The organism is Pseudomonas sp. FYR_5 (assembly GCF_043106315.1).
Taxonomy (GTDB): Bacteria; Pseudomonadota; Gammaproteobacteria; order Pseudomonadales; family Pseudomonadaceae; genus Aquipseudomonas; species Aquipseudomonas putida_Y.
Genome location: NZ_JBICMK010000097.1, coordinates 110,180 through 126,324, shown reverse-complemented (window position 1 = coordinate 126,324; position 16,145 = coordinate 110,180). Strand labels below are relative to the sequence as shown.

At 62.1% G+C, this 16,145-nt stretch carries 15 protein-coding genes; 9 read left to right on the top strand and 6 right to left on the bottom strand.

Annotation, left to right across the window (positions count from 1 at the left end; translation table 11 throughout):
* Positions 1-3: 3 nt before the first annotated feature.
* The gene (locus tag ACF8RA_RS19025) at positions 4-4,893 is read right to left on the bottom strand and encodes an NEL-type E3 ubiquitin ligase domain-containing protein (protein ID WP_392462222.1); all 4,890 of its coding nucleotides are present in this window, start codon (positions 4,891-4,893) and stop codon (positions 4-6) included.
* Between the two features lie 182 nt (positions 4,894-5,075).
* Here ACF8RA_RS19025 and ACF8RA_RS19020 point away from each other — a divergent pair, with 182 nt between their 5' ends.
* Both ACF8RA_RS19020 and ACF8RA_RS19015 read left to right on the top strand, forming a co-directional pair.
* Positions 5,076-6,002: an alpha/beta fold hydrolase gene (locus tag ACF8RA_RS19020; RefSeq protein WP_176684665.1), complete on the top strand. Its 927-nt coding sequence runs from the start codon at positions 5,076-5,078 to the stop codon at positions 6,000-6,002.
* Between the two features lie 76 nt (positions 6,003-6,078).
* Positions 6,079-6,498 carry a VOC family protein gene (locus ACF8RA_RS19015; RefSeq protein WP_176684664.1) on the top strand — a complete coding sequence of 140 codons (420 nt, stop codon included), beginning with the start codon at positions 6,079-6,081 and terminating at the stop codon, positions 6,496-6,498.
* A gap of 151 nt (positions 6,499-6,649) precedes the next feature.
* Here ACF8RA_RS19015 and ACF8RA_RS19010 read toward each other — a convergent pair whose 3' ends face one another.
* Positions 6,650-7,219, bottom strand: a complete 570-nt coding sequence (locus ACF8RA_RS19010; RefSeq protein WP_176684663.1) for a hypothetical protein — start codon at positions 7,217-7,219, stop codon at positions 6,650-6,652.
* 369 nt (positions 7,220-7,588) lie between these two features.
* On the opposite strand from ACF8RA_RS19010, the gene ACF8RA_RS19005 reads away from it, so the two are divergent.
* Positions 7,589-8,500, top strand: a complete 912-nt coding sequence (locus tag ACF8RA_RS19005; protein ID WP_176684662.1) for a LysR family transcriptional regulator — start codon at positions 7,589-7,591, stop codon at positions 8,498-8,500.
* Between the two features lie 45 nt (positions 8,501-8,545).
* On the opposite strand, the gene ACF8RA_RS19000 is transcribed toward ACF8RA_RS19005, so the two are convergent.
* The gene (locus tag ACF8RA_RS19000; RefSeq protein ID WP_176684661.1) at positions 8,546-9,019 is read right to left on the bottom strand and encodes a YMGG-like glycine zipper-containing protein; all 474 of its coding nucleotides are present in this window, start codon (positions 9,017-9,019) and stop codon (positions 8,546-8,548) included.
* Positions 9,020-9,169: 150 nt separating this feature from the next.
* On the opposite strand from ACF8RA_RS19000, the gene ACF8RA_RS18995 reads away from it, so the two are divergent.
* The 5 genes from ACF8RA_RS18995 (at position 9,170) to ACF8RA_RS18975 (ending at position 12,811) form a co-directional block, all read left to right on the top strand.
* Entirely contained in the window at positions 9,170-9,766 is a 597-nt protein-coding gene (locus tag ACF8RA_RS18995) for a paraquat-inducible protein A (RefSeq protein ID WP_014860839.1), read from the top strand.
* Positions 9,763-10,392: a paraquat-inducible protein A gene (locus tag ACF8RA_RS18990; RefSeq protein WP_176684660.1), complete on the top strand. Its 630-nt coding sequence runs from the start codon at positions 9,763-9,765 to the stop codon at positions 10,390-10,392. The genes ACF8RA_RS18995 and ACF8RA_RS18990 overlap by 4 nt, the downstream gene beginning before the upstream one ends.
* Positions 10,392-12,032: an intermembrane transport protein PqiB gene (locus tag ACF8RA_RS18985; protein ID WP_176684659.1), complete on the top strand. Its 1,641-nt coding sequence runs from the start codon at positions 10,392-10,394 to the stop codon at positions 12,030-12,032. The genes ACF8RA_RS18990 and ACF8RA_RS18985 overlap by 1 nt, the downstream gene beginning before the upstream one ends.
* A gap of 11 nt (positions 12,033-12,043) precedes the next feature.
* Positions 12,044-12,574, top strand: coding sequence for a membrane integrity-associated transporter subunit PqiC (locus tag ACF8RA_RS18980; RefSeq protein WP_176684658.1), 531 nt, complete (start codon positions 12,044-12,046; stop codon positions 12,572-12,574).
* An 81-nt stretch (positions 12,575-12,655) separates the two neighbouring features.
* Positions 12,656-12,811, top strand: coding sequence for a DUF2986 domain-containing protein (locus ACF8RA_RS18975; protein ID WP_003250831.1), 156 nt, complete (start codon positions 12,656-12,658; stop codon positions 12,809-12,811).
* Positions 12,812-12,840: 29 nt separating this feature from the next.
* On the opposite strand, the gene ACF8RA_RS18970 is transcribed toward ACF8RA_RS18975, so the two are convergent.
* Together ACF8RA_RS18970 and ACF8RA_RS18965 are read right to left on the bottom strand one after the other, a co-directional pair.
* Positions 12,841-13,215, bottom strand: a complete 375-nt coding sequence (locus ACF8RA_RS18970) for a hypothetical protein (RefSeq protein WP_176684657.1) — start codon at positions 13,213-13,215, stop codon at positions 12,841-12,843.
* A 199-nt stretch (positions 13,216-13,414) separates the two neighbouring features.
* Entirely contained in the window at positions 13,415-14,005 is a 591-nt protein-coding gene (locus tag ACF8RA_RS18965; RefSeq protein ID WP_392462218.1) for a biliverdin-producing heme oxygenase, read from the bottom strand.
* Positions 14,006-14,167: 162 nt separating this feature from the next.
* Here ACF8RA_RS18965 and ACF8RA_RS18960 point away from each other — a divergent pair, with 162 nt between their 5' ends.
* Positions 14,168-14,659, top strand: coding sequence for a GNAT family N-acetyltransferase (locus ACF8RA_RS18960; protein WP_392519435.1), 492 nt, complete (start codon positions 14,168-14,170; stop codon positions 14,657-14,659).
* Between the two features lie 87 nt (positions 14,660-14,746).
* Here the strand turns inward: ACF8RA_RS18960 and ACF8RA_RS18955 are convergent, their stop codons facing one another.
* The gene (locus ACF8RA_RS18955; RefSeq protein ID WP_392519434.1) at positions 14,747-16,120 is read right to left on the bottom strand and encodes an 8-oxoguanine deaminase; all 1,374 of its coding nucleotides are present in this window, start codon (positions 16,118-16,120) and stop codon (positions 14,747-14,749) included.
* Positions 16,121-16,145: the final 25 nt, after the last annotated feature.

Below are 16,145 nucleotides of genomic sequence, written 5' to 3'. Positions count from 1 at the left end.
GGTTTAGCGGCCGATTGTTTGCGTCTGACGGGTGAGACTGGTCAGCAGACCGGTTTCAACCTGCTGCTGCTCGGCAGTCAGCGCGTCCACGCCCTGGCGATACTGCTGCTCGTTGATCACGACGCGACGCAGAACGCCTTGAGCATCCACGGGGCTTTCAGGCATCACCCTGGCCAAGGCTCGGAGCACAGAGCTGTCCAGGGACGTTACCGGGTCGGCGGTTTCATCCAGGCAGTAATAGAGATAATCAAGGCCTGGCCGCCAGAAGTCGGTGATCAGGCTGAACTGTGCCGCATGCTCTCGTTTCAAGTACTCGACCCAGCCCGGCTGCTGGTTCAGCCATTGCTCCCGGGCGGTGGCATCCCTGTCCAGGGAAAGGACCGCAGCTTGCACCCTTTCGATGACTGTATCGTTGATTCTGGCCGTATGGCGGTACAGCATGCCTCGGCTCGGCTCAGGGTAGTCCAGCGCGCTGGCCAAGGACTGGCGCAGGGCCAAGCGTACCTCGACATCGTCCACCAGCCCCGTTTGAAGTTCGCTGTCTGGAAAGGCTGAGGGGTCGTCGAGCTCATCATAGGGGGGGAGGTTTTCATCGAAGACCCCATCGAGCAGCGCCTGTTTGCGCAAGGACCTTCTCCAGCTGATGCGGTCGGCCAGTTGATTGACCTGACTGCGTCGATACAGCTTGCCATACAGGCTCAGTAGATCAGCCGGTCGACTACCGGCGACGGCTGCCGCTTCATGGGCAAGCACTTCTAACTCCAAGGCACTGAACGCGTCGGCACCTGCGTCGCCACAGGTTGGCGGGAATTCGCCGGCCACGATGGCGAGGCGCTCACGCAGCGCGGTGTCGTGGGCCGCGTCATCCAGCAGCTTCCAGACGCGTGCCCTCAGGGCCTCGCCATCACGCTGCGCTTCTGCTGACTGGGCAAGACGTTCGAGTACGCCCAGCAGCGCTGCGTTTTCACCTTGGTCGAACAGGTCGCTCCACAGTTGCTCCTCGGCACTGCTCGCCTCGCCACGGAAAATGCCTTGCCACAGTGGCACGTCTTCTGCGTGCTCGAATACGTTGACGCCGCTACTGCCCAAGCGTGCACGTGTCTGGGCTTCCAGGGTGTTGTAGTTGAACAGCCAGCGGCGCTCCGGCAAGTGCGCGGCGACATCGCGGGCAAACGGGGTACGCAGCACGCCAGGCAGGTCTGGCAGGGTACGAATGCGGTTGGACGAAAGGTTCAGATAGCGCAGTTGGTACTGGGGCTGGCTCATCAGGACTGTCAGGCTGTCAGGCCACTGCTGCAGTTCGCAACGCTCAAGTTCCAGGTGGACAAGACGCGCCATGAAGCGCAGGTCGGGCGCCAGTCGCAGTGGGTTGCCTGACAGGTGCAGTACTGTGGGGTGGATCATGTCCTGAAACTGGGCGGCAAGGCTTTCGTCCAGGGTGATTTGATTGTGGCCCAGGCCGAGGGCATCCAGGGGCAAGCGCGTCAGGAAGCCCAAACTGGTGGTATCGAGTTGCAGCCGGTTACGGCTGAGCCACAGTAGCCGCAGGCCGGGCATTGCCGCGATGGCCTGTTGGGCGCTGGGTGAAAGGGTGGTCAAGCCATTGTCAGTCAGGCCCAGCTCGCGCAGCCGCGGTGCTGACCTGAGCGCCTCGAACAATGTTTCGGCATCGATGTCCGGGTTGCCGACGATTTCCAGGATTTCCAGGTTAGGGAAGTTTGCCAGGAAGCTGCCCTCCAGGTGCCGCATCTGCAGCCCCTCGAGCCTGAGATTACGGATATGCGGCATGCGTGCAGTGAAAGCGGGTAGCGCTTCGAGTTGCATACGGTCCAGTACCAGTGTTTCGGCTTGCACGCCGCCTTCACGGCGCGAAGCACTCATCAGTCGCTCGGTGCATTGCTGGCGATCAAAGCGCTCTTCAAGGGTGCGGGCGGTGCTTACCCAGCGGTTGAGATCCCGGTTGAGGGTACGCTGCTCGACTTCCAGCTGGTTGATCGCGCTACCCAGGTCGCCTCCTCGAGCCAGTTCGGCTTGCAGCCCACTGATTTGCTCGCTGCTGAGTTCAGGGTAGAGCGCCCGCAGTCGACGTGCAGCTGGCAAGGCTCGTCCTTGCAAGCCACGGCCGCTAAGGGGATAGCCCAGCTGGCCGTTGGCCAATCGCAAAGGGGAGCGGAACCTGGGGTTGATGGGCTGTTGTCCAAGCAGTGAGGCACAGTGCTGGCGATCTCCAAGGGCGAGTTGCAGCAACCGGGCCGGGTCAGCCTGCGGGTGCGCGGCTTGCAGCGCCTGTTTGATGCGTAGACTGTCGTCGTTGGCCAGGCTGGGCCTGAACAGGCCGAGGAGGGCGCGGTCAAGCCGTGCTCGAGCTTGCAGAAGGCGTGCTTCCTCGGCAATGCGAAGCGGTACCCGCCCGTTTGTCAGGCGTTCCCGTTCGCCGTTGCTGATGTTGGCAAGCAATTCTTCAAGCGCGCTGTCCGGCAACCCGGGAAACTGCCGGGCGAGGGTTTGTGCGATTGGCGGGCGTGTGGGACGGCGTCTTTGGTGCAGGCTCTCGAACAGCGCCTCGCGATGCTGTTCCAGATGTTGCGCGAGCTTGTTGTTCAGTGCGGACGCTCGGCGCTCGGTCGGTGTGTCACCGAGCAATTGCTCAATGGCTTCTTCATCCATTTGATCCAGCACGGTCTGGCTCAACTGACCATTGTCCAGATCGGTACGGGTAACTTCGATTTCCACCTGGCCCAGCGTGTCAGGAGGGCCGTAGCGCACCGATTCGCCCCAGGGCTCTGGCCCTTGGTAAACCTTCAGCACCTTCCCCTCGGGCCACCCCGGCAGGCGCAGCAACTCGGGCAAGGCAAAGTTCTTGTACGCAGCCAGCGGCAACCCATGGCGTACACAGTTGATGATCTGTTGTGTCTGATTGTCCAGTTGCAACCGCTGCAGCGTGTCGAGCAACAAGGCGGGTGGACGCAGGCCCGCTGCCTGGGCGCGTCGCAGTACGTCTGGATCGGTACCGGTACTGCGCATGGCATGGTCCAGTTCGCTGTCGTCCAGGCCTGCGCCATGGCTGCCGAGGCGGCGCGCGAGCTGTTCGCGGTCCCATTCCAGAGGCTGTTCATGGGCCAGTTGCCAGCGGGCATCACCGTGATGCAGCAAGCGCGGGGCATAGGCCTGCGCATCCTCGGGGTGGCGCACGCGCCACTGCTGATCAGCGTCCTGAAACACCTCGTACAGGGTTCCATCCAGCTTCAGGTAGGTCTTCCCGTCGACGTGCATATGGCCGAGCAAATCGGGTTGAGCCCCCTGAGGAATAGCCACCGTGCTCGCATAGGGTTTCATGTCGGGGTGCCAGAGCACTTCCTTGTCTTCATGCCACACACTCTTCAAAGCATCTACAAAGCCAGAGGCCTGGACAACCCTGGCGCCTGCTGCAAAGCCGGCAATTACCCCCGCGTTGATGGCCAACGATTCCAGCTGTGCCAGTGCCTGCCGGGTATCACCTTCTTCCCAGGCCTCGAACCCGGTGAAAACAGAGCTCATCAGGTCGTAAGCAAAAACGCCTAGCATGACCGTGTTCAGCCCCGGCACGAAGAACGCGGCGACATTCAGCACGTTCATCCCCAGGTCGAACCAGTACTTCAGACGCTCGTGGCGGGCGTTGGCGTCGACTTCGGCGGTAGGCACGGCAATGGTTTTTGCGTCGGCCTTCATGCGCGCAAGGTGTGCGTTGTACAAGGTCGTCCAAGGGTCGGTTCTGATTGGCGAGAGCGTGAAAGGGATCACTGGCATGATTCGGGGTTTGCGTATGCCCGCTTCATCCTCTTCGAACAGCGCGATTTCCAGCTTTCCGGCGAGTTCTTTTTGCCTGTCCTTGTAGGCGAAATGCACCAAGGCTCGACGAAACTCGCTTTGCAATAGTCGACTGCGCAGGTGCTTGCCCGCTTCCTGACGAGAAGCGAACTCCCTTACCGGGTGCTCGCTGTCGCCAGGGATATACACGATGCAGGGGTTCTTGCGATAAGGGTTGTCTGGCCCGATGAACAGTACTTCGTGGACGGGGATATCGAACAGGTTGAAGTTCCAGCACTGCAACGCCTCGTTTTCATAGGTGGGCTGAGGCTTGCCGTCGCACAGTTGCGCAAGCGCATCGAGCCCGGCCTTGCTCAGCAGGCCTTTGAGCTGGGCGATCAATGCCTGGACCCTCAAGGCCTCACGGTTTGCAGCAATCGACAGGCGCTGGATTTCAGCGCGGTTGGCGCCTTCATGGGTTGCAAGCAGGTGGTCTTGATAGCGTTTGCCAAGGTCCAGCGCCCGACAGTGCCTGACGAAGTCCGCCACCGTCAGGCCTGCCAGGGGGGTGTCGCTGCCTGCGGCGTTGGTGAGCCTGCTGTAGGGGCCGACTTCGTCCAGCCCCTCGAAGTTGTGCAGGGCAGCTTCCAGCAAGCTGCGTGTTTGCGGCTGGCCTGCCGGGCGAGTAGCCAGCACATCCGCTTCCACGTTAGGGACCAAAGGTGTTTCCACATCGGGAACGCCGACCCAGATGTTGGCATCTGACTCAAAGGGCTGGAACACATACTGCGCCCTGTCTACAGGCACATTCACCTTCAACCGCTCGGTCAGCAGAGGGCTGCAGAACGCAATGATGTCCTTGAACTCGCCCAGCGCCTGTTTGACTTGCGCCAGCCGTTTGTTGCGCGCTTGCAACGCGTTGTGCAATCGCTCACGCGTTGGCTCATCTGCAGTGGCATACCACGAGTAAGGCGTGCCATCGTCATCCAGAAATTCCTTGTGCAGGCCCTGCACCACTTTGCGCGTATGCTTGGGATGGAGCGCCTTGCTCCAGTTCGGTAATGATCGGGTTATCTGGCTTTGATGTAAGGGTGTCGGGGTTGTCATGGTAACCATCTCTTTTGTGGGGGAGACAGTCCACGCTGATCAAGGCGTCGGTGTGCGGTAGATAGTTGTTTGGCAGCGGTCGGTCCTGCGCATGTGCGGGTCGGTGAGGGGCTGGCAGCGAGGGAGGATCTGCGAGAGGGTGGGGCAGGTCATGGTGCAGGCCTCAGCCAAGGAGAATTGCAATGCGTTCGCTGTGCAGCCCGAAAGACCACCTGCTAGACCTCGATGGTATTGAAATAGCGGTCCGTACCTGGGGGGAAGAAGACGGTATTCCCATATTGGCCTTGCATGGCTGGCTGGATAACGCGGCCTCGTTCGAGCGGCTGGCGCCGATGCTGGACGGCTGCTTCGTGGTAGCCCCCGACCTGATCGGCCATGGCCGTTCTGGCCATCGTCGCCACGACAGTGGCTATTACCTGTGGGAGCATGCCGAAGACATGCTGGCGGTGACCGACAGCCTGGGCCTGGCGCAATTTCATGTGCTGGCCCATGGCATGGGTACCGGTATAGCGTCGCTGCTGGCGGCCATGACCAGTGGCATTGCCAGCATGACCTTCCTCGACGGCATGGGTGCACCGTTCACGGTTGCCGAGGATGACCGCGTGCAGCACCTGGCGCGGGCCTACCGGCTCAAGCGTATGGTACAGCGCAGCCAGTTGCCGGGTTTTACCGAGCCGGATGTCGGTCGCTTCGATGACCTGGACACCGCCCTGGCGCAACGCCGCGAGCGGCTGGACACCGAACTGTCGGAAGATGCCGCTCGGCTGCTGGCGCTGCGCGACCTGCTTCAACTGGGCGATGGCTATTGCTGGCGCCACGACCCGCGGCTGGTGTTGCCCGAGCCCATGCCACTGACCGAGCGCGAAGCCTGCGACCTGCTCAGCCAGATCCGCTGCCCGTTGTACCTGCTGTTCGGCCGCCAGGGAGCATTCACCGGCGAGGCTTTCACCCGGCGTCAGGCCGCCTTGCCCAGCCAGGCGAAAGTCTCCTGGCACCCAGGCGGGCACCACTTCCATCTGGATGCGCCGGACCGGGCGCTGGTCGACCAACTGCTGCGAATCCTGACGCGCCATGAAGGGGGCGTACTGCAACGCTTGGTGAATGAGTAGCTGATTCTGGTCACGCCGCGGGAACCTGCGCTATGGTGGCGAACGTTTTCGCAAACACGCCACAAGGAGTCCCGGCATGCGACCTTTCACCATCAAGCACATCGACCACCTTGTGTTGCGGGTCCGCGACCTGTCGCGCAGTGTTGCCTTTTACACCGAGCTGCTCGGCTGCACGGTCAGCCGCGTGCGCGAGGATCTGGGCATGGTGCACCTGGCCACGGGCACCGCAATGATCGACCTGGTGACCCTGGATGGCCCGCTGGGGCAGCCAGGCGGAGCTGCACCGGGGGTGGAAGGGCGCAACCTGCACCATTTCTGCCTGCGCATCGAGCCGTTCGACGAGGCCGCGTTGACGGCCTATCTGGAAGCCGCCGGGGTAAAGGTGGAGCCTGCAGAGAAGCGGTATGGTGCCGAAGGCGAGGGGCTTTCGCTGTACTGCTACGACCCGGATGGTAATCAGGTCGAGTTGAAGGGGCCAGTAGTGCCTGGCGGGTGAAGTGGCGTTTGCCATGGTGGCAGCGACCGGGGATATCAATCACACCTGAAGGTCGAGTTCGGCTGTGCTGGCCTCTTCGCGGGTGAACCCGCTTCTACACAGCTTTCGAAGCCTGTGAAGCAACCGCGAAGAGGCCAGCACAGGCGATCAATCAGTCGAAGTAGCCACGTAGCCCGAATGCATACCCGGTATCCACAGCTGTCGCCTCACCCCGGCTCCAGCGCTTCTTCAACACGAACTCGAACGCCGGCTCGTACAACCCGTCGCGCACCAGTGCCCCCGCCAACACCTCCACGTCATACCAGCCATTGTCCAACTCGATGATCGGCCGTCCTGGCACTTGGTAACGCCCCATCAGGTCACCCAGGGTCTTGGGCGTGAAGTGCTGCAGGATGCGCCAGGTGTACAGCATCAGTGCACCGTGCTCGATCCGCAGCACATAGCCATTGCGCCGGTGCTTCAGGCGGCTGCCGGCCTCGCGCAGGGCTGGTGTGTGGTTGTCGAGGGTGAACAGGATGCGGTAGGGCAGGTTGTCGACACCGGCCAGCGGCAGCACAATACCTTCGCGCACCGCTTGGTCGCCGCTGTCACCGTGAGTGAACGCGTGCGCCAGGTCGTCGGGCAGTTGATGGTCTTGCTTGAAACGCTCAAGCAACTGGATATCGCCGAGCAGAAAGTAGTCGACCAGGTCGTTGAGCACTTCGCTGAATTCGTGGCGCATCTGTTTTCCTTGTGGGTGCGCATTGGGGTAAGGGCAACCGGCTAGAGCTTCTGGGTAATCTGGATCAGGTACGCAAGGGTAGAGCACCAGAGCCTTGGCTTGATCGTCGACGAGGATACTGGTGACCACGATCTTGTAAGCGCACACCGTTTACCTGAGGCCGATGACTATCAGTAAAGACGTTCGGGCATTTTTGACCAGTGGCTGCATTGTCACTGAGGCCCGTTAACCGGATACCAGCAGCCCCTAAGAAAAACCTGTTCAAGGCATAGGTAAATCCTTTGGCTCTCAGCGCCCGCTCAGCGATAGCCAAGGGTAAAGTGTGAGGCATGACCCAGCCTGCCCAGACCAGCGTCAGAGAGGTACCCTGTGGCTGCCTATACCTTGCGACAACTGAAGTACTTCGTCACCACCGTGGAAGCGGGTAGTGTGGCCGAAGCGTCACGCCAGCTGTACATCGCCCAGCCCTCCATCTCTACGGCCATCAAAAGCCTGGAGGAAAGTTTCGGTGTGCAGTTGTTCATCCGCCACCACGCCCAAGGCGTGTCATTGACGCCCAGCGGCAAACGCTTCTATGCCAAGACCAAGTCGCTGCTGCAGATGGCCCATGAGTTCGAACAGAACGCCCTGGCCGACAACGATACCGTCGCCGGGCAAATCGACATTGGCTGTTTCGAGACCGTGGCGCCACTTTACCTGCCGCGCCTGATCGCCGGCTTTCGCCAGCGCTACCCGGGTGTGGACATTCGCCTGCGCGACGGTGAACAGCAGGACCTGATCCAGGGCCTGACCGCCGGTACCTTCGACCTGGCGTTTCTCTATGACCACGACCTGGACGGCACCATCGAGGCCGAACCGCTGATGCCGCCGCAGAAGCCCTATGTGCTGTTACCAGAGAACCACCGCTTTGCCGGCCAGGCCCAGGTCTCGCTGCGGGACCTGTGCCCGGAGCCGATGATCCTGCTGGACGTGGCCCCTAGCCGCACCTACTTCGTCAGCTTGTTCAACGAGATGGGCCTGGCACCGAACATCGTCTTCAGTTCGCCGTCGATCGAGATGGTGCGCGGTATGGTCGGTCAGGGTTTTGGCTTTTCGTTGCTGGTTACCCGCCCGCACTCGGAATACACCTATGACGGCCAGCGTCTGGCGATGCTCGACATTGCCGAGCCGGTGGCGCTGTCGGGTCTGGCTGCGGCGCGGTTGAAGCGAGTCCAGCTGACCAAGCCGGCGCAGTTGTTCGTGGAGTTTTGCCGGGAAGAGCTGGCCAAGTTCCTGAACTGAGCACGCCATGCCACCCCGGCAGGAGCGGCATGGCGTGGCGATTGCTCAGGGGTTGACCTGATAGCCGCGCCCCTGCAGGCAACCGCTGTAGGCACTGGCATGGGCCTGGGTTTTTGCCTCGTCCTGGCCGCGCCGGTCCTGGCGCCGCTCCTGACGTTGGCGCATGCCACCGACCGCGGCCCCGGCGGCGGCCACTTCGCCGGCACGGTTCTGCCGGTATTGCTGCTTGGCATCGTCACCCACCCGGTCATACACCTCGTCATGCTGGTTGCCGCGCACTTGCGCGCCTGCAGCACCGGCGGCGGCACCCACAGCCGCACCGCGAACGCGGCCACCGACATGTGGGTCGCTGGACGTCGCCACGCCATTTGCGGCATTGGTGGCGACGGTATTGCAATCGTTGATATCCAGTTGCATCTGCTGGCTGCTCTGGCCCTTGAGCGGCACCACCGACTGTGCCTGGGCGGTCGATGCTGCGCACAGCAACACCACCAGGTAACTCCACGTGAACGTACGCATGGCACACCTCCACCGGGCGGAAAGCCCGCCTCACAGGATAGTTCGCCTTTGACGCTGTGATGGAAGTTTTGCCCAGATGGTCTACACCGGATATCAGACGCCGTTCCGATTAGCCTCTTGGCCTGATCCAAGGCTACCTGTGGGCAAACCATGAGCCAGACGCAAGATCTGATCATCTGCGAGTATTGCGACACGGTGTACCACCGTGCACCGCTGCTCAAACATCAACGTGCCCTTTGCCAGCGCTGTGGCGGTGTGCTGTACCGGCACAGGTCACTGACCATCGAGCAGCGGCTGGCATTGAGTGTGACGGGCGGTGTCCTGCTGGTGTTCGCCAACTATTACCCGGTGATGACCATCGGCATGCAGGGGCTGACCCACTCGGCCACATTGTGGGACGCCGTGCAGATCCTCAGTCACGGCAGTATCACCTTCATCGCCTTGGTGATGGCGCTGTCGATCATTTTTGCGCCGCTGCTGCAAATTGCCCTGTTGTGCTGGGTGTTGAGTTTTGCTCTTGCCGGCCAGCGTGCGCCCGGCTTTGCCCTGTGCATGCGTGGCCTGGAAAGCCTGAGGCCCTGGAGCATGCTGGAGGTGTGTCTGCTGGGAGCGATGGTGGCGGTGATCAAGCTGGCGGGGCTGCTCGATGTGATCCCCGGTATCGGCCTGCTGGCCTTGGCCGCACTGAGCATGTTGATCATCCACATTGCCGGCAAGGACATCCGCGACTTGTGGGAACAGGTATGACTACTCCGGCCAATGCGCACGACCTTGGCCTGTGTCTGTGCCATGGCTGTGGCCAGGCATGCGACACAAGCAGTGGCACGCACACCTGCAACCGTTGCGGCGCTGTCATTCACCGGCGCAAGGCCAATGCCATCAGCCGTGGCTGGGCTTTTCTGCTGGCAGCACTGATTTTCTACATCCCCGCCAACCTGCTGCCGGTGATGCACACCGAAATGCTCGGCAGCGGTACAGACAGCACCATCGGCGGTGGCGTGCTGGAGTTCTGGGAAGCCGGGGCCTGGGACATTGCGCTGATCATCTTCATTGCCAGCGTGGGTGTGCCCGCCATCAAGTTCTTGTCCCTTGGCCTGCTGCTGTTCACTGCCCAGCGTGGTTCTTCCTGGGCCTGCCGGCAGCGTTCGCAGTTGTACCGCTTCGTCGAGCTGATCGGTTATTGGTCCATGCTCGATGTGATGGTAGTGGCGCTGGTGGCTGCACTGGTACAACTGCACGGGCTGGGCACCATCGAGCCTCGCGTGGGCATTCTGTTTTTTGGCATGGTGGTAGTGCTGACCATGTTCTCTGCGATGAGTTTTGATCCACGCCTGATCTGGGATAACCATGCCAACGAGGGGAGGCCGCATTGATGGGGCAGCAGACTGACAAGCGCGAGGGCGCGGGGCAGGTTGAAGTGCGCACCCGGCGTTGGAGTGTGTCGCTGGTATGGATCGTGCCGATCCTGGCAATCCTGATCGGCGCTTCGCTGGTGGTGCGCAACTGGATGCAGCAAGGACCGGTGATTACCATTTCTTTCCACAGCGGGGAGGGGTTGGTGGCGCACAAGACCCAGGTGAAATACCGCAGCGTGGTGATTGGCGAAGTGACCACGGTGGACTTGGCCGACGACAAGAAGAGCGTGGTGGCCAAGGTGCAGCTCTCCAACGATGCCCGATCGTTTGCCACCCGGGGCGCGCGCTTCTGGGTGGTGCGACCGCGTATCGGCGTGGGTGGGGTTTCCGGGGTGGACACGCTGCTATCGGGCAGTTTCATCGGGGCCGACTCCGGTGAATCGAACGTGCCGGAAAAGTCCTTTGTCGGATTGGAACTGCCACCGCCGATCACCTATGACGAAAAGGGTAAGCGTTTTGTTCTGGTTGCCAGCGACCTGGGCTCGCTGGATATCGGCTCTTCGATCTACTACCGCAAGATCCCGGTGGGCGAGGTGGTGTCCTTTGCCCTCCAGGACGATGGCAAGGGGGTAGAGATTGGCGTGTTCGTGCAGGCGCCCTACGACACGTTCGTCACTGCTGACACGCGTTTCTGGAATGCCAGTGGCATCGACATGCAGATCGGTGCCAATGGCCTGAAGGTCGATACCGAATCGCTGTCGTCGATTCTGGTGGGCGGGCTGGCCTTTGGCTCGCCCGATTTCGCCGCGCAAGCCGAGCCTGCTGCCGACCAGGCCCGCTTCCAGCTATTCGCCGACCGCGATAGGGCGCTGTCGCCTCCGCATGGCCAGGCGCAGTACCTGCAGTTGCGCTTCGACCAAGCCATGCGCGGCCTGTCGGTGGGCGCGCCAGTGGAGTTCAAGGGGGTGGAGTTTGGCCGGGTCACCTCGATCCAGCTCGATTACGATGCTACACGGCAGAGCTTCCCGGTCGTGGTCGATGCGGTGATCTACCCGCAGCGGCTAGGGCCGGTGCACCGCAAGATGCTGGCGGTGTTCAAGCACACCGAGGGCGATATGGAAGGTGCGCGGAAACTGATTGGCTCCTTTGTCGAGCATGGGCTGCGGGCCCAGGCACGTAGCGGCAACCTGATCACCGGGCAGATGTTCATTTCGCTGGACTTTTACCCGGATGCCCCCAAGGTGACCTTCGACATGGCTGCCAACCCCATCATGATCCCGACGTTGCCCGGCAGCCTTGAGCAGTTGCAGGAACAGTTGCAGCGGGTAGTGGAGCGCATTGCCAAGCTGCCGCTGGAAAGCATCGCTGGTAACCTGGACGGCAGCCTGCGTGAGCTGCGCGCCAGCCTCAGGCAGTTCAATGGCCAGACACTGCCGGACGTGAACGTGGCGCTGGACGAGGTGCACAAGACCCTGCGTACGGCCAACTCGGCCATTTCCGAAGACTCGCCGCAGCGCCAGCGAATGGGCGAAGCACTGGACGAGCTGGAGCGGATGTCGCGTTCGCTACGCGACCTTGCCGATTATCTTGGCCGCCACCCCGAGTCGCTGATTCGTGGCCGGCCAAAAGCGGCCGGGGCCGCAGACCTTGAACCCTGAGGAGACAACCTATGCAACGACTGCGCAATGTATGTGTGGCCAGCCTGCTGGTGTGGCTCGGGGGCTGCAGCAGTACGCCGAACAACTACCACACGCTGGTACCGAGCGAACCGGTGCGTGACAGCGGCCAGCGCATCCAGGTGGTCAGGGTGGCCATGCCGCCCCAGGTCGACCGCCCGCAGTTGGTCGTGCGGCAAGGGCAGAGCGGCCTGGCCATTCTGGAAACGGAGTGGTGGGGCGCCAACCTGGTGGATGAATTCCGCAGCGCCTTGCAGGACCGGTTGGGCGGCCCGGCGGGCGGCGGCAAGGCGTCGCTGCGGGTGGATGTGCAACGCTTCGACACGGTGCCAGGGCGCTACGCCTCGTTGGAGGCCGTGTGGCGCCTCAAGCAGGAAGGGCAGGCCGAACTGACCTGCCGTACGTCCGTGCAGACTGCCGCGGACAACAGCATCACCAGCCTGGTGAATGCGCACCAGGCCAACCTGCGCACATTGGCCGAGGCGGTGCGGGGGAGTGCCCGGCAGGGTCGCTGCCCTGCATGAACCTTGGCATGATTCACCGCATTTCCCGGCCGCCGGGGTATGATGGCGTTAGCGAAACCGTACTGACAGGCCCCGTGGACCATGAACCGTCGTAAAAAGATCAAACAGCTATTGCAGGCGCATGCCAAAAAGGCCAGTGCCAAACTGGCGCCACGCAAGCCCAAGTACATCTGCAAGGCGGACCGCTTGAAGATGGAGGCAGAGGCGGCGGGCGAGGCTCCCCAGCTGGCCGACTGACACTGCCCCTAAAACCGATCGCATGGGCTTCAACGGCGGTAATAATGATGCGCGTCATGATGACGCTGGCGCATGGCGCGCTCATGGCGGCGCTCCCAATCACGGCGCCGTTCCCAGTCGCGCCGCCGCTCCCAGTCCCGCCGGGCTTGTTCACGCCGCCACTGTTCGCGGCGCCAGTCGCTTCGGTGGCCATGCCAGCGATCGTCATCATGCGCCAGCAGCGTGGCCGGCTGTTCAACGGCCGCACTGGCCACCCTGGACCAAGGGTTGCCGGCTGGTTGCAACGGTGATTGAACGGCCGGTGCAACTGCCTCGGTGGCTTTCATTTGTGTTGCCGATGCCGTGCCCACCGCCGCGAACGAGAACAGGCCGAGCAGCACCAACCTTGCGACATGTATTTTCATGAGCGTAGCCAACCTCTGATAACAATTGAGCCATCTGGCCAGCAGGTGTGGGGCGAACCTTGTCTCGCGTTCCGCTACCTTTCTGCGCCTCACACATAGACAGGGAATCAAGAAAAAGTTCGCTGCAGCAACAACTTGAAGAACTTTGCCGGGGTGGTTGGTGCTGGGCAGAACCCGCAACAGGTGCCATTGCGCTCAGTCAACTGCCTGCAAATACCTCACGCAGATGCCCCCGATAACTGTCGAACGCAGCAATCGCCCCTGCCACCACCTCTGCTTCTTCCTGTTCCTCCAGCACCAGGCTGTCCAGCCTGGCAACAAACTCGCGCCAATGCAGCGCTCGGCCATCCGGGTGGGGGGCCAGGTGGCGGGCGCCCTTGTCGCCATCCAGCCCAAGACGTTGTGTGTGCCTGAACAAAAACGCCGCCCCCAGGTTCGAACCTTCACTGCAATACAGCCATCCCAGGGCCTGGGCCGAGCTGACGCAGACCGGTTGGGGGGACGTTGGCAGTGGCAGGCCCAGGTCGAGCAGGTCGGCCTCTACCGCCGCGAAACGCGACAGCGCCGCCAGCCCAGGCAGTTGCTGGTTGAGTTGTTCATCCTGATACAACGCCAGCAGGCTGCCATGAAAGCGGTGCTGCACCTGCAGGAAGCGTCCATAGCGCGCGCGGTTCTCGAAAGGCCGCGCTGCCATCACCAGTTGATCAACGCTGTCATGATCCCTGCTGCTGGCCGCTTTCAGGCGTTTGCAGCGGCTTGGTTCGGTGGTGAGGGAAGTTACAGCGGTCATCGGCGTATCCGTGGCAATAGAGCAAGGCTCCCATGATGCTTGCCGTCCTTGGCAAGCAGCAAGCATCACACGTCCGACCTGAGCGAGTTCGCAATGATGGAGCGCAAGGACGATGCTCATTTATCATGGCGGCTGCCTTTACCATTGCCAAGGATACTTGCCATGAGCGCCCTCCAGTTTCGCACCCCCGTCCCCGCAGATGCCGAGCGTTGCTACGCCATCGAAATTGGCGCCTATGAAGGGGATGAGGCAGCCACGCTGGAGAAAATCCGCACGCGTATCACGCAGTACCCACAAGGCTTCCTGGTGCTGGAAAGTGACGGCGAGATCGTTGGTTTCATCAACAGTGGTTGCGCCCACGAGGTCGTGATGTCCGACGAGGCATTCAAAGAGCTGGTCGGCCATGACCCGGCGGCAGAGAACGTGGTGATCATGTCGGTGGTTGTAGACCCGGCCCACCAGGGCAAAGGCTACGCCAAAGTGTTGATGAACGAATTCATTGGACGCATGCACGCGGCGGGCAAGCAGGCCATTCACCTGATGTGCAAGGAGCAGCATGTGGCCCTGTACCAGAAGCTGGGCTACCAGTACGTGAAACCGTCGCCGTCGGACCACGGCGGCATGGCTTGGCATGAGATGGTCATGGACCTTTGAGTGGACATCTCGCTGCGTGACAGCGCAGCCCAAAAGGGCTGCGCACTACCTTCATTCAACCCGGCGATGCCGAGCTGATGCCTGGCATCAAGTGCCACTGACCAACTGATGTGCCAGCTGGTTGTGGCGCTCCAGTACGCGCGGCAGGTCGACAGTGGTCAGCTGGCCGTCTTTCACCACGATGCGGCCGTTGATCACGCTGGTATGCACCTGGGTCGGGGTGCAGAACACCAGTGCCGCCAATGGGTCGTGGTGGCCGCCGGCATACGCCACATGGCCCAGGTCGAAGGCGACGAAATCGGCGACCATGCCCGGGGCCAGTGCACCGATATCATTGCGGTTGAGCACTTTCGCGCCACCCAGGGTGGCAATCTCCAGTGCTTCGCGTGCGGTCATCGCGTCAGGGCCAAAGCCCACCCGTTGCAGCAGCAGCGCTTGGCGCACTTCACCGATCATGCTGGCGCCGTCGTTGGAGGCAGAGCCGTCGACCCCCAGGCCCACCGGTACGCCGTGGTCGCGCATCTTGCGCACCGGGGCGATGCCCGAGGCCAGCCGCATGTTCGAGCATGGGCAGTGGGCCACGCCGGTGCCGGTGCGGGCGAACAGCTCGATGCCGTGCTGGTCGAGCTGCACGCAGTGGGCATGCCATACATCGTGGCCGACCCAGCCAAGGTCTTCGGCGTACTCGGCAGGGGTCATGCCGAACTTCTCGCGGCTGTAGGCGATGTCGTTGACGTTCTCGGCCAGGTGGGTGTGCAGCGACACCCCATACTGGCGCGCCAGCACGGCAGCTTCGCGCATCAGGTCGCGGCTGACCGAGAACGGCGAGCATGGCGCGACCACGATGCGGCGCATCGAGCCGTGGCTGGCATCGTGGTAGTCCTCGATCAGGCGTTGCGATTCCTTGAGGATGTCGGCTTCCTTTTCCACCACCGAGTCAGGTGGCAGGCCGCCTTGGCTCTGGCCCACGCTCATGCTGCCGCGCGCGGCGTGGAAGCGCATGCCGATCTCGGCCGCCGCGTGGATGCTGTCGTCGAGCTTGCAGCCGTTGGGGTAGATATACAGGTGATCGCTGGAGGTGGTGCAGCCGGACAGGATCAGCTCGGCCATGGCGGTCTGGGTCGACACCGCGATCATCTCGGGAGTCAGGCGCGCCCAGATCGGGTACAGGTTGGTCAACCAGTTGAACAGCTCGCCGTCCTGAGCGGCCGGTACCACGCGGGTGAGGCTCTGGTACATGTGATGGTGGGTGTTGACCAGGCCTGGGATGACCACCTTGCCGGCCATGTCCAGAATCACGTCGGCGTGCTGCGGGAGGGTTTCGCTGGGGCCGACTTGCCTGATCAGGTTGTCTTCGATGAACAGGCCGCCGTTCTTGATTTCGCGGCGTTCGCCGTCCATGGTGACCAGCAGTGCGGCGTTTTTGACGAGGAGCGTTTTTGCAGGGTTTGTAGATGACATGGTGCAAGCCTGCGCAATACGCATC

Excerpts from the sequence above, each read along its gene's own strand:
- ACF8RA_RS18985 (WP_176684659.1), top strand. The coding sequence starts at position 10,392 with ATGGGGCAGCAGACTGACAAGCGCGAGGGCGCGGGGCAGGTTGAAGTG.
- ACF8RA_RS19015 (WP_176684664.1), top strand. The coding sequence starts at position 6,079 with ATGCGACCTTTCACCATCAAGCACATCGACCACCTTGTGTTGCGGGTC.
- ACF8RA_RS18990 (WP_176684660.1), top strand. The coding sequence starts at position 9,763 with ATGACTACTCCGGCCAATGCGCACGACCTTGGCCTGTGTCTGTGCCAT.
- ACF8RA_RS18975 (WP_003250831.1), top strand. The coding sequence starts at position 12,656 with ATGAACCGTCGTAAAAAGATCAAACAGCTATTGCAGGCGCATGCCAAA.
- ACF8RA_RS19020 (WP_176684665.1), top strand. The coding sequence starts at position 5,076 with ATGCGTTCGCTGTGCAGCCCGAAAGACCACCTGCTAGACCTCGATGGT.
- ACF8RA_RS18995 (WP_014860839.1), top strand. The coding sequence starts at position 9,170 with ATGAGCCAGACGCAAGATCTGATCATCTGCGAGTATTGCGACACGGTG.
- ACF8RA_RS18980 (WP_176684658.1), top strand. The coding sequence starts at position 12,044 with ATGCAACGACTGCGCAATGTATGTGTGGCCAGCCTGCTGGTGTGGCTC.
- ACF8RA_RS18965 (WP_392462218.1), bottom strand. The coding sequence starts at position 14,005 with ATGACCGCTGTAACTTCCCTCACCACCGAACCAAGCCGCTGCAAACGC.
- ACF8RA_RS18955 (WP_392519434.1), bottom strand. The coding sequence starts at position 16,120 with ATGTCATCTACAAACCCTGCAAAAACGCTCCTCGTCAAAAACGCCGCA.
- ACF8RA_RS19010 (WP_176684663.1), bottom strand. The coding sequence starts at position 7,219 with ATGCGCCACGAATTCAGCGAAGTGCTCAACGACCTGGTCGACTACTTT.
- ACF8RA_RS18960 (WP_392519435.1), top strand. The coding sequence starts at position 14,168 with ATGAGCGCCCTCCAGTTTCGCACCCCCGTCCCCGCAGATGCCGAGCGT.
- ACF8RA_RS19000 (WP_176684661.1), bottom strand. The coding sequence starts at position 9,019 with ATGCGTACGTTCACGTGGAGTTACCTGGTGGTGTTGCTGTGCGCAGCA.
- ACF8RA_RS19025 (WP_392462222.1), bottom strand. The coding sequence starts at position 4,893 with ATGACAACCCCGACACCCTTACATCAAAGCCAGATAACCCGATCATTA.
- ACF8RA_RS18970 (WP_176684657.1), bottom strand. The coding sequence starts at position 13,215 with ATGAAAATACATGTCGCAAGGTTGGTGCTGCTCGGCCTGTTCTCGTTC.